Raw genomic sequence first — 12,227 nt, 5'->3', positions numbered from 1 at the left:
GAGGAGATGCCCGGCGGAGACTGAGCTGGTGCACGTTCCCGTTTGGGAACGGTGCGTCTTGGTCCATGGGGAAGCGCCCGGTTGTGCTGTACCGAAGCTCTGGAGGCTGTGCAGGATCGCCGGTCCCCGTGGTGAGTCATGTGCCCGTGGTGACCTGGCGATGGTGTGCAGCCGTTCCGTTGGGTCCGGTCGTCAACCTGTGTGCGGGAAAAGCCCGAAGGGTTGAGCTTTTGCCGTGCCCAAGTGGACGAGGGGCAACGCTACTCTCCGCTGTTGCTTTCGTTCTGTGCGGGCGATGCGCTCTCACTCGCTGCGCGATTGGTCGTCTTGCGCCGGCGTCCTGCGGCGCCTGATTCGAGCCCGAGCTTCTTCAGCTCCTCGGGGCTCCATCCGTCCTTGGTAGCGCGGACGTATGCGCGCTTGTCCTCGCGTTCGGCTTCCGTGAGTTGTTCGCGCAGGTCGGTGATCCGCTGGCGGGTCTTGACCAGGGCGGTGACGGACTCAATTCGTGAGTCGAGGAGGGCGCGGGCTTGATTGCGTGTCTTTTCGATATCGATCGCTGGCATGCCTTCCACCCTAGCCATGAGGCAGCACGGTTTGGGTGCATCGACGCGCAGCGTCGGGACAGTCCTTGCAGAACCACCCATCAAAGCCGCCGGAAAATACCCTAACCGTTTCTAACGGAGCAAGCTATACACTTACACGGGTGTAATTGGCTTGTTGCGCTCGACACTGGCGGTCGAGTGCGGCACACTGGTCGGTGAGGTCCCCGGTTCCGGGGTCGCTGCGCTGGGCCTTGAAGGGATGGATTGAATGTCGGATGAGGGATTCACTCACCGTTTCAATCTGTCGCGCCGACGTCGGGAGAACACTCCCGCCGGCAGCAAGAAGCGCCGTGACCTGTGGGTCACTGTTGAAGAGGAAGCCGCGCTTGTCGCAAGGGCTGAGCGCGAGAAGGTGACTGTCCCGAACCTGCTGATTACGTCGGCATTGTCCGAGACCCAGGAGACGACAACGGAACGGCGTGCCGCTATCGCTGAATTGATGTCTCTGCACAATCTGCTCGCCCGTTCCTCCAACAACATCAACCAGCTCGCGCGGCAGGCAAACGCCACCAGCGAGTTTCCCGGGGAAGCACGCGAAGCGTTGAAGCATCTCCGGTCAGTAGCGATGCGTATTGACCGCACCATTGAGGGGCTGATGTAAGGGTGATCCCGAACATCACGCGCGGTTCGCGCATGGGTGGGCTCATGGTCTACTTGGCATCGACTGACGCCAACAAGACGAAGAACGCGCACAGCGATCCCCACCTGGTAGCAGGCGATGCTGCGATTATGGCGTGGTACGACGACGGTGTTTTGGACCGTGACGATGCGCTGGCTATTGCCAAGCATCTGGACCAGCCGCGCAAGGCATATGGCGTCTCGGTTCAGATCAAGGACATGCAGTGGGACGCGGCCAAGAAGGAGCGCGTGCACGTCGGATACAAGGACGCCAGCGTGTGGCACTGCTCGCTGAGTCTGCGCGCCGAAGAGGGCGCACTGACGGACCAGCAGTGGGGCGATATAGCTAATGACTTCGTGGACTCCATGGGCTTCACCGAAGCCAGTGGAAAGGCCCGCTGCCGGTGGGTGGCGGTCAATCACGGCACGTCCGAGAACGGCAACCACCACATCCACCTGGCAGTCTCCCTCGTCCGCGAGGACGGAACCAAAGCCTCCACCCACGGCGACTACAAGCGGGCACAAGAGACCTGCCGCGAGCTGGAGGTCAAGTACGGGCTGGAACAGCTCTCGACCGTGCACGCCACCCGTGGCTACGACCGGGCCGAGAACGCCACGGCTGTCCGGGACGAGCGGGAAATGCACCGGTCATCCCTGACCCGGAAGGTCCGTGGCAGTGCCAGCGCCTCGGCTACCGAAGGTGAGTTCGTCCGACGGGCCAGGGGCACCGGCATGCTCGTCCGTCCGCGCTATGCGAAGAACACGACCGACGTCATCGTTGGGTACTCCGTGGCCGAACGCCCGAAGCAGGGCGAGAGGCCTATCTGGTTCGGCGGCGGCACCCTCGCCTCGGACCTGAAGCTGGGTGCTTTGCGTGAAGAGTGGATGGACTCACCGCAGCTGTCGACTGAGGCCGCGGCGGAGTGGAACGCAGCGGCCCGCAACAGGCGCACGGTGTCCAGGACCGGTCCCGAGAACGGAACACCCCCGGCGGAAATGTGGGTCGAGTACACCCGGAACGCGACCGCACTGGTTGAGCAGCTGCGCACTCTGCCCCGTGATGATCACGCCACCTGGGCGAAAGCTGCGAGGGAAGTATCGGGGGCGTTCGCGGCATGGTCCCACCGGCTCGAACCGACGCCGGGTCCGCTGGCGGCCACCGCTGCCGAGCTGTCCCGCACGGCCCAGCTCCGGGCACCACGGCAGCACAGCAAACCCGTGGCGCTGCCGTCGATTGCCGGGACTGCCGTCTTGTTCATGGCCGCGTCGAGTAGGAACAAGACGGCCGCCCAAACGGCACTCATGGTGCAGCTGATCAACACCGCCTTCGCCGTCTACGAAATGCATCAGCAGTCCGGACGGACCCGGGAGGCGCAGCGCATCCGTGCAGTGGTCGAGCAACAGCTGGCTCCGTTCACCGGCACCATGCCCAAGCCCGTGCTGGTGGGTGCGGAACAGCAGCCGGCTCCCGAGGCAGCAGTGCCGCCCAGGGCGATCGACATCGCCCGGCGCGGCATGGTCCCCATCCGTCCGGGATCAGCAGTGCCCTTAACGCCAACACCGGCGACGCCGGCCAAGACCTACCAGCCCAGCCGACGTGACTCCGGGCCGGGCCTGGATCGATAAGACTCACACCAGTAGTGCAAGGGGAACACCATGAGTGAATCAGATGGAATGGATGACGTTGTGGACGGCGGCCTGCGGCAGTCGCTGATGATCGCCTCACGCATAGCCGAGACTCTGGCCCGTCGCCGGCAGGAATCCCAGCGGCAGCAGGAACACCAGGACTCCCAGGCGGCGCACGAAGCCCAGGCGCGTTTCGCCGCTGACCGCAGCGCCGCCCACGCAGCGCTGGCCCCGGTGGAGAAGGACCAGTGGTGGGACAAAGCGCAGCCCCATGACATTGCCACGGCACACGCCGTCGCGATGAGCTGGAAAGACCGCGACCCGACCGCCCTCGGCGCGGCCGAGCGGATCCGGACCGAAGTTCAGCGCCGCTACGGGATCGACACCCACGACGTCGGCACGGACACCGGGTATCTCGAATCCGGCGTCGAAACGATGACCGCCGAACGGGCACGCCGCGCCGCTGTGGTCGAGCACCACAAGGGCATGGCCCTCATCGCCGCGGCTCAGGCCGAGGAGCTCCGCGCCAAGGCCGTCAAACTGGCTCCGGAAATGGAGCGGCACCAGGTCCCCATCGAATACCTGAGCAACCGCGCCCTGGCTGAAGCACTGCAGAGCGTCCACGACGCCACGACGCCCGCGGCCATCGACACCGCCGACGAGACCGTGAAGGAACGCCTGTACCTGATCGGCAAAGACGGCATCAACGGACCCACCATCGACCAGTTGCGCGAAGAAACCACGGCAAACTTCAACGGGGCTGGCGAGGACCATTTCAACGACGCCAGGTTCGTGGACGCCGCGAAGGAATGGTACGAAGCAAAGCACCTCGCCGAGGGCGGCTTCAAGGGGTCATCGGAGCAGCCGCTGGAGCTCCGCTACGAACGCACCGAAGCGGAACTCTTCGCACGCATCGCCGAGCTCGGCCGCGAGCTGGAAGGCAGGGTCACCGCCGACGACAGCAAACGGCTGAAGGACCGAGGCGGGAAGGCCGAAAACAGCTCGGCCGCGGAATACGGCTCCGCTGACCACCACCGGGCGTTCGCCGCATCACTGGCCGGTACCGCAAGCGAGGAACGCGTCAAGGGGCGCCTTGCTGCTGCCCGCAGCGAGGGCACGCACCCCAGCACCGCACTCGTCACCGGCAAAGCGCCGGCAAAGGCACAAAAGACAAGCAGGGGCGCAGCAATGGGGGCCCAGAAAACCAAGAATGGTCCCAGCCGCTAGCGGCTCCCTGCTGCCGTGCCAGCCGGGCCCAGGTCAATTGTATCGAGCCCGACTCGCGTCGGTGGGGGGCAGCAAAACCAGTGGCCATATAAGACGGAAGGAGTCGCCCGCATGGAAGACCCGGAGGAACGGGAACCCAGCCTGATCCTGAGCTGGCGTCAGACGAGGAGGTTATCCGCGAGGCCTTGCAGATGCTCCACGAACTCGATGACACCCCTCCACAGCAAATGACGGCCCTGTATTACCAGCACTGGTTCGAACAGCTGAGCATGACAACCCGTGACCTGCTCCGTCTCCTTGGCCATGACCCCGACGCCTAAGGTTAGACACGGTCAATCCAGTGACCTTGCCGGTCAGCCGCGGCCACGCCGTCCGCCCGCACGACAAACTCTGGGGGCAATGTTGAAGGACGTGGCCGGAGTGGAAGCCGCCGGTTCGTCCCGATCCGCAAGCGGCCCCGGTACAGCGCCAATTGTCCAGACGGAGTCTGGACAATTGGGACTGGAACGTCGGAACCTCCAACTAGGGTGGAGTCATGATCCAGCTCCAACCGGACCTTCCGGGCGACTACGCCGCCGCGCTCACGACCCTGAAAAGCCTTGTGCGGGAAGCACAACAGCGGGCGCAGCGCGTCGTCAATACAGCCATGATCGAGCTTTACTGGAACATTGGGCGGACCATCCTGGACAGGCAGATGAACGAGCCATGGGGGAGCAAGGTTCTGGACCGGCTGGCACGCGACCTCCGCACGGAGTTTCCCCACATGAAGGGATTTTCCAGAAGCAATCTTTACAACATGCGTGCGTTCGCCGCAGCATGGAACGGCCCGGAGCCAATTGTCCAGACACCGTCTGGACAATTGAGCTGGAGCCACAACGTCGCACTCCTGAGCAAGCTGGACGACCACGAGCTGCGCCGATGGTACGCCTCAAGAGCCGTCGGGAACGGCTGGTCGGTCGCCGTGCTGGAACATCAGATCCTCACGAGCCTCCACACCCGTGCCGGCGCGGCTCCGAACAACCTCGAGGCAAGACTGCCCGGGGAAGGTACTGACCTGGCGCGGGAGGTTGCCAAGGACCCTCTGGTACTTGACTTCCTTGGTCTCACCGAAGACTCCCAGGAACACGCCATCGAGGAGGCCATGACGCTGCGCATGGCACAGACGCTGGCCGAGTTCGGGCCCGGCTTCGCCTTCATCGGCCGGCAGCACCATCTAGAAGTCGATGGAGACGACTTCTTCATCGACCTCCTGCTCTACCACGTACCTTCTGACCGTTACGTTGTCGTAGAACTCAAAGCCGGGAAGTTCAAACCCGAGCATCTGGGGCAGCTGAACTTCTACGTCGCAGCCATCAACGACATGCTCCGGCTGCCCAGGCAGGCCCCGACCGTCGGGATCCTGGTATGCGGATCCAAGAACGAACGCACTGTGCGCTATGCCCTCGATGGTTCCGCCCAACCCCTGACCGTGACGTCCTACACGTACGAGGCACTTCCCGTGGATGAGCAGGCCACCCTGCCGTCCCCGGAGGCCATCACCGCAGCGCTCGAGCACGACCCGGCGAGTCCCCTCGACGCATGAAGAATTAAGAGATCGGCCACGCAGGCAAGGTCGGATTCGGCGCTGCGGACGCGGCCTGCAGGCGGGGCGATCAGGGAATATCGGGGCTATGGTGTACGTCTCGGCTCCGTCAGACAAGAACGCCAGAAAAGAGAATGACTCAAATGGCAACCGATTACGACGAAGTCCGTTCCGACGTCAAGGAATCACAGGACCGCTCCCTCGAGGCGCTGCAGTCCGCCAACGCTCCGGATGCCCAGAGCGTCGTCCGTGAGCTGGACGACTCCGATGCTCTGGATGAGGCCATGACCCCCGGCGGGGAGTTGTCGCCGAGGAACTCATCGTTCAGGTCATTCCCCAGGCCGAGGATGAGTTCACCTGCTATTCCTGTTTCCTGGTTCGGCACCGGTCCCAGCTCGCGCGGGAAAAGGGCGGCCACTCATACTGCATCGAGTGCGAGGGCTAGCACGCTCGTGCCAGATGGAGGCCATCGGTCATCCGCCATGCCTCCTGTTGGTTGCCGTCGTGGTCCAGGAAAGAGCGGAAAGAAGAGACGATGAACTTCCCTCTACGCCTGCGCTGGGACGAATCAGGCCAGCAGCAGCTCCTCGCCCGTGCTGAAGCGCTGCTCCTGCGCGGACGGTGCCTTCTTGGAATCGCGGGGGCGCCCGGTGCCGGAAAATCCACGATCTCCGAATGGCTGCTGGAGCACCTGCTCACCAACCATCCCCGGCAGGTCGCCCTGGTCCCCATGGACGGATACCACCTGGCGCACTCGCTGCTCGAGTCCCGCGGGCTTGAGCACCGCAAGGGCGCGCCGGACACCTTCGACGGCTTCGGCTACGTCGCCTTGCTCCGCCGGCTGCGCTCAGAGACCTCGCGGGAAATCTTCGCACCCGTATTCCGCCGCGAAGTCAACAACGCGATCGCCGGGGCCATCGCCATCCCGCCGGAAACACGCCTCATCATCACCGAGGGCAACTATCTGCTCTTCGACGAGGCCCCATGGAACGAGGTTGCTTCCCTCCTGGACGAAACCTGGTTTGTGGAACTCCAACAGGACGAACGCCTGCGCCGGCTCACCGCCCGGCACCTGACGTTCGACAAGGACGCCGACATCGCCGAATGGCGCGCGACCGGCAATGACGAACGCAATGCCCGCCTGGTGGCATCAGGAAGCCAGCGCAGCACACTCGTCATCGAGCACACAACCCCGCGACCGCCTCGGCGCCCGGCCGAGGGTAAGCAGCTGGAAACCGAGCCGCCGGCTTCATAGGGCCAGCAGCATTACTCACTGCCTGGGACACAAAGCGCGCGCCGAAGCTCATCGATAGTGCTCACATAACGCGCCGTCGTAGCCCCTTCCTTTGCGCAGCTTGTCACAATATCCACGATCGGCCTGCAGACTGCGCCTCACGGACTCCCGTAGTGACAGACTTCCGAAACTTATGCTCCATGGGTCGGCCCGAGTGCTAGTCAACGTCCGCTAAAGAATCGAATGCATGGCCACCCGAGTGCCATTTGATGGCCCGGGCCACGCCGTCAGCGGTCCGGTGGAGAGACGCAGCGATGCTGAGGGGAGATCCGATAGAGTTCTTTTCTGCCGCATGACGATGAGGCCAGCAAAGCCTCATAGTCTTCAGCAGTCGTTCCGGCGCGGGCGCACAGCGCCTCAAGACCCACGGCAGCTCCGGCTTCGACTTCCTGGCGGCCACTGCCGGCGAGCCTGATGGGTGGGGGAGTGGTCAGGATCAGCAGGCGCAAGGGAGCCCGGCCGCCACTATGCGCCTGCAGGCACAGCAGCTCCCGCGGCAGCTGCTCGACATTGAACGCGGCGCCCTTCTTGAAGCCTTTTGCCTCAACCATCTAGGTTGTCCTACCGCCCACTATCAGCCTTAAGGCGGCGAGCACATTTGTGTCAGGTTGGAATCTGGGACTGTTCATCCCAGCAGTCCGGTTAACGCGTTTGAGCCCTATCCTGACACGCTGGGCGGGGCAACCTGACGTCCGGCTGGGGTGTAGTTCAGGCTGACTGCGTTGGTGCCCCCGTCAAGTAAGCAGAAACGGTGGAGCATCCTTGGCTCGGCCTGTGTGCTTTCCGGGAGGCCTATTTGGTCGCGAGCTTTGCGTTCGTCGTGTCGGCGTTTTCTCCGGAATCGTTCTGCGTTCGAGGGGGATCGTGCATTCGGCCGGGTAGCTGGAGATTTCTTCTCCACCGCGGATCAGGGAGGCGTGGATGTTGCCCGCCTTGAGGGTGGGGTGCTGATTGTCCTCGGCGAGTTTCTTGGTGAGCTCGTCCACGCCCGCGAGGAAGCGGCCGGCTTTCGCGATGGCGTCGATGCCCAGGTCCGGGCGGGATCCGTGGGCAGCTAGGCCTTGAATGGTGACGTCGAACCAAGCGAAGCCGCGGTGGGCGATCACCACGTCTTCGTGGGTTGGTTCGGAGATGATGGCGCTGTCCGCGGTGAAGTGGCGGAGTACTTCCTCGGTCCCGGCGCTGGCGAATTCTTCGTCGGCGACCAGGGCGAGGATGATGTTGCCTCGGTGGGCTTGGCTGGCGGCGGTGGCGGCGGCGACCATGATGGCGGCGACGCCGGCTTTCATATCGAACGTTCCGCGGCCGAACATCTTGCCGTCGTCGATGCGGGACTCCACCGGTCGCGGTCGTAGCCGGCGAGCGTCACGGTGTCCAGGTGCCCGTTGAACATCAGTCTTAATGAAGATTTCGCCGCCTTGGCCTAGCCAGAGTTGATCATGATCTACGGAATGTGGGTTTCCTCCGGTACGGACTCCCATTGGGTCGTCCGCAGGGTTGCAGCTACTAAGACAAGTTGATGGATCAGCTCATCAGGATATTCCTTAGAACGGCGCCCCTGTCTTCTGAGTTCATGCGGGACACGAGACCAGTCAGGAACTGCGCCGCCAGGCTTTCATCTGTTCGCTTGACGAGGTCTTCGTACAGGAGGTTCATCGCTTGAGGTAGGGGATCTGTTACGCCCTCCAGCTTGTTTGCAGCGCTTCTCACACCCTCGCTTGCGAAGACCATAAGGTCCGGGGTCATCCAATCTTGGTCAGAAAGCTGCCGGAGCCAGTGAATGAGTGCTTCCGTGGCTCTGTTGGGTTCGCCTGTGACCGAAACCAGCCATTGGGCAAAGGCACTTACCCAATCCCGCACGTCGTCCGGAGCATGGAGGACCTGTCGTATGGCGTTCAAGACAAAGTTGGCCAGCTCGTCGGGATCCGTTGGTCCGTGCTTCATGACGGCTGCCGCGACGCCCTGAGGCCGCCAGACGCTCATTTCCGCGGCGAGTCTGTAGACCTTCGGGTTGAAGGTGATGCCGACGTAGCGGTTCTGGACCAGTACGGCTTCGGCTACGTCGACCAGGTCAGGATCAAGCAGTCCGCCTTCGCGGGCCATTTCGAGAACTGCAACCGTTCCTACGGTCTTGACGCCGCTGGCCGCGGCGATGGATCGCAGTACGCGGTCATCGCACCAGAAAATGAGGCCTTGTCTTTCCGCCAGGTCAGCGGCCGAGAGCCACGGGAGCAGGCGATGGTCCTCTGGTGCGCGCAGCAGTTTGGGGTTGCTGACGCGTTGGGTCGTTTTGAACATCTCCAGCAGAGACTTTGATCTTGCCCTGTTGATCTCCAGTACTTCCGCTGGAGTTTGGCTCAGCCTTGCGCGGCCGGTTACAGGGTCCTTGTAAACGGCGAGCTCAGAGCTGAAGGTGGTCGAATCGGTGGCCGCCAAGACGTCGCGGTATTGCTCGATGGTCGTTCTTGTTGAGGAGAAGGTTCCCAAGAGAATTCTTGAGGTTTCGTTGTCGAGGAGAACCAAGCTGTGCATGGCCGTGGTGTCCAGGACGGCGGTGTGAATGTTTTCGAGGTTCCCGAGCTCAGTCTCTAGTGACGAGGGGTCGCCTCCGTAGATCACTCCGGCGCCTCCACTGATTATCAATTCCGCGTATGAGCGGTTGCGCATGGTCGAAGCCATGCCCACGGGTAGCAGCCCGGCATTGATCTGGTCGAGTTGTTCGGTGTAGTCAGGAAGCCGCTCCATGAGCTGATCAAACGACCCCAGGAGGTCGTCCGGGTTGATCTCATGGGGTTCCATGAACTCGCTTGCGGGGAAGTTCTCCCTGAACTTCTCATACGCCGCAGTAAATCGTTGTTGAGTCGACTCGGATCGGCTTGGAGTGTCCGACAGCATTATGGAGAGCAGGATGTTGGCCCGCACTTCTTCGTCGTCCCGTTGCTCGGCAAGATCCAAGGCGCGGTTGATGTCGAAGGGATTGCCGAATTGCCGATTCAGGCGTAGCCAGATCAGCACTTCTTCGTTGGAGCGGGGCTGGGGCTCATTAGCGCGGTTCTTGTATGTGTCCCATGCCCCCTCGACGTCGGCCCCTAAGTACTGGGCTTTGATTAGGGCCCATTGCGTGCCGGGATCGTCCGGTTGTTCAGTAAAAAGTTGGGCGGCGTATTCAGCAGCTTCCAAGATGTCGCCCGCTGCGGATTTGGCTTCGATGAGGACTCTGTAGGCCTCTGTGCGTCGTCTCCAGATACTGCCGCCGGCGTGAAGGCTGTTTTCTGCACATCGCGATGCTTCCGTGTTGTGGTCTAGCTCGTGGTGGAACCCTGCCGCGGTAAGCCATAGTTCGGGGTCATGCCAGCGCTTCGCGCCGAGCTCGGCCGTCGCGGCTGCTTCCGTTATGTTTCCCTGTTCGGCATGGAAGTTGATCAGGGACGCAAGTACGTGTCTACTTTCGAGTTGGCGTGAGCGGGCGAGTTGCAGGCTGCCGTCGATTTTCCGGAAAACGTCCGAGATGAGCCGTAGGTCGCTTATCTCGGGGGATGCCAGGTTCTCCCACGCTGGGACCGGTATCTCTAGTCCTTTTCTGGCCAGGCGGGTGGCGATCGACAGCCCTAATCCCGGGTCGGGGGCGTGTCTGAAGGCTTCCGTCCAGTTCCTGTTGGCTTCTTCGGTGTCGCCTTCGGATTCGGCCATCAATGCCTTCACATGGGCGATAGTGCCTGGATCCTTAACGCTGGCGAGCAAGTCTCGTGCTCGAGACATCATTCCAAGCTCAGCTGAGAGCATGCAGGACTCGGTGCGGACTGTTTCGTCTGAGGCTTCGCGCTCTGTGGCTGTCCCTTCGGGGGGAGGTTGCATAGCCTTCCAACCGCTCAGGTAGTCTCCGAGGAGGCTGTACGCGCGCATGGTGGTTAGGGCAGCCTCGGGGCTGTCGCCCTGCCACTTCCGATAGGTCTCCCTGGCGCTGAGAGCGTGACGGAGTCCTTCCTGCAGATCCCCCAGATAGTTTGGCTGGCTCCGGGCGGTACCGCGAGCAAGTAGTCTCTGTGCTGCTGTCAGGTGTGCACTGCCGGTCCCGTATAGGTCGGCTGCAGCTTTTGCCACGGTGATCGCTTCGTCGTGGTCTCCCAGGGCATCTAGGGCATCAACCAGCAGGAGCTTGCGGAGGCAATCGTCTTCAGAGGGCCCGGTTTCCCAGTTTTGCAGGTGTTCGCGCATGCCCCCTGCGTCGCCATCTACGGCTGAAAGGAGTGCGTTAGAGAGCGGGTGGGGCGCGTCACCTGCCAGTTGTTCTTGAAGGCTGACTTTGTCCACGGGACCGGCCGCCATTGCCCGCTTTGCTTTCCAGTAGCTTCTGGGTACCGCACCATTGGAGATCGCCTCTGCGTAGAACCCTGTCGCCGTTGTGCGTGCGCCGTAGTCCCTGGCGAGACTCCCCAGCCAGCACATGGACGCTATAGGAAGATCCTGCATCCATGTTGGCCGTTGCTCCGCCCACGCCGCGACTGTTTGCTTTCTGTCCGGCGAGACAACAATTTCGGCGACCGCCCTGCTGACGTTTGGCCAAATCGACCTTATGTTTCTGGCCTCTTCTGCCCTAAAGCGATTCAACATCTGGAGGTTTGGCTCGAACGTGGCGTCATCCGAGTTTCTGGCGTCGATATGCCGGTATGTTGCTTGGTACGTATTCTCGACGAGGGCTTCGACCCGTTGTCCTTGGGCAGCGGTTGCTTCCGAGGGTTTCAGGTTGGCAACGTAGCTTTCGATCAGGATCTTCAGCAACGCCGTGATCTTTGCGTCGTCGGGTTCGTTCTTGATGAGTTCGGCGAAGGCTTCTTCGTTTTCCTTTAGCTGATCCCAGTCGCCTTTCTGGAAGGCCTTGAGGACGTCCAGCTGTCTCAGAACGCCATGAAGCCGGAAGAATCGGATCTTCATGCCTTGTAGGGCGGCTCGACGGGTAATACGCCATGAAACACGCCAAGGCAATGTGATGCTTTCCAGAGCGGGCGAAGTGATTTTCCCAACTAGCGGTGCCCCGGCCTTTGCCAGCAACGCCCATTCAACAGCCACAAGCCTCCCCCTTCGGGCTAATTGAAACTTGAGCCCGCTAGCAGCGGGACCCCACATTAGGTTACTGTCCGAAGCTTTCCCGCCAGGCCTTAGCTCTCAGGTACTGGGGTTACCCTCTGTTGGTGGACACCTGAAGTAGCGGGATCCTTGGATTCTGCGGGAAGGTGTTCTTGTGAGCACGACAAGACGTAAATTCACTCCGGAGTAT

Annotated in this window: 10 protein-coding genes and 1 pseudogene; 7 read left to right on the top strand and 4 right to left on the bottom strand. The window is 62.1% G+C overall.

The window, feature by feature from the left end:
• Positions 1–260: 260 nt before the first annotated feature.
• Positions 261–566 carry a hypothetical protein gene (locus ABIB51_RS19360; protein ID WP_354190965.1) on the bottom strand — a complete coding sequence of 102 codons (306 nt, stop codon included), beginning with the start codon at positions 564–566 and terminating at the stop codon, positions 261–263.
• 247 nt (positions 567–813) lie between these two features.
• On the opposite strand from ABIB51_RS19360, the gene mobC reads away from it, so the two are divergent.
• The 7 genes and pseudogenes from mobC (at position 814) to ABIB51_RS19325 (ending at position 6,913) form a co-directional block, all read left to right on the top strand.
• The gene (gene mobC / locus ABIB51_RS19355; protein WP_354190963.1) at positions 814–1,206 is read left to right on the top strand and encodes a plasmid mobilization relaxosome protein MobC; all 393 of its coding nucleotides are present in this window, start codon (positions 814–816) and stop codon (positions 1,204–1,206) included.
• A 2-nt stretch (positions 1,207–1,208) separates the two neighbouring features.
• Positions 1,209–2,849 carry a relaxase/mobilization nuclease domain-containing protein gene (locus tag ABIB51_RS19350; RefSeq protein ID WP_354190961.1) on the top strand — a complete coding sequence of 547 codons (1,641 nt, stop codon included), beginning with the start codon at positions 1,209–1,211 and terminating at the stop codon, positions 2,847–2,849.
• Positions 2,850–2,879: 30 nt separating this feature from the next.
• Positions 2,880–4,076, top strand: coding sequence for a hypothetical protein (locus ABIB51_RS19345; protein WP_354190960.1), 1,197 nt, complete (start codon positions 2,880–2,882; stop codon positions 4,074–4,076).
• 191 nt (positions 4,077–4,267) lie between these two features.
• On the top strand, positions 4,268–4,396 hold the full coding sequence (locus ABIB51_RS19340) for a hypothetical protein (protein ID WP_354190958.1): 129 nt from the start codon (positions 4,268–4,270) through the stop codon (positions 4,394–4,396).
• Between the two features lie 215 nt (positions 4,397–4,611).
• Positions 4,612–5,658: a PDDEXK nuclease domain-containing protein gene (locus tag ABIB51_RS19335; RefSeq protein WP_354190956.1), complete on the top strand. Its 1,047-nt coding sequence runs from the start codon at positions 4,612–4,614 to the stop codon at positions 5,656–5,658.
• A 134-nt stretch (positions 5,659–5,792) separates the two neighbouring features.
• A pseudogene (locus ABIB51_RS19330) lies at positions 5,793–6,103 on the top strand (DUF4193 domain-containing protein).
• A gap of 90 nt (positions 6,104–6,193) precedes the next feature.
• Positions 6,194–6,913 carry a nucleoside/nucleotide kinase family protein gene (locus tag ABIB51_RS19325; protein WP_354190954.1) on the top strand — a complete coding sequence of 240 codons (720 nt, stop codon included), beginning with the start codon at positions 6,194–6,196 and terminating at the stop codon, positions 6,911–6,913.
• A gap of 266 nt (positions 6,914–7,179) precedes the next feature.
• On the opposite strand, the gene ABIB51_RS19320 is transcribed toward ABIB51_RS19325, so the two are convergent.
• From ABIB51_RS19320 to ABIB51_RS19310, 3 genes are all read right to left on the bottom strand, one after another.
• A complete protein-coding gene (locus ABIB51_RS19320) occupies positions 7,180–7,503 on the bottom strand; it encodes a hypothetical protein (protein ID WP_354190952.1) in 324 nt (107 codons plus the stop codon).
• Between the two features lie 183 nt (positions 7,504–7,686).
• Entirely contained in the window at positions 7,687–8,433 is a 747-nt protein-coding gene (locus tag ABIB51_RS19315; protein WP_354190951.1) for a M20/M25/M40 family metallo-hydrolase, read from the bottom strand.
• 43 nt (positions 8,434–8,476) lie between these two features.
• The gene (locus ABIB51_RS19310) at positions 8,477–11,884 is read right to left on the bottom strand and encodes a PIN domain-containing protein (protein ID WP_354190949.1); all 3,408 of its coding nucleotides are present in this window, start codon (positions 11,882–11,884) and stop codon (positions 8,477–8,479) included.
• Positions 11,885–12,227 lie beyond the last annotated feature (343 nt).

It is taken from the genome of Arthrobacter sp. UYCu712, assembly GCF_040547005.1.
GTDB lineage: Bacteria > Actinomycetota > Actinomycetes > Actinomycetales > Micrococcaceae > Arthrobacter.
Note: the sequence above shows the minus strand (reverse complement) of the source record. Positions and strands in the feature narration are given on the sequence as shown.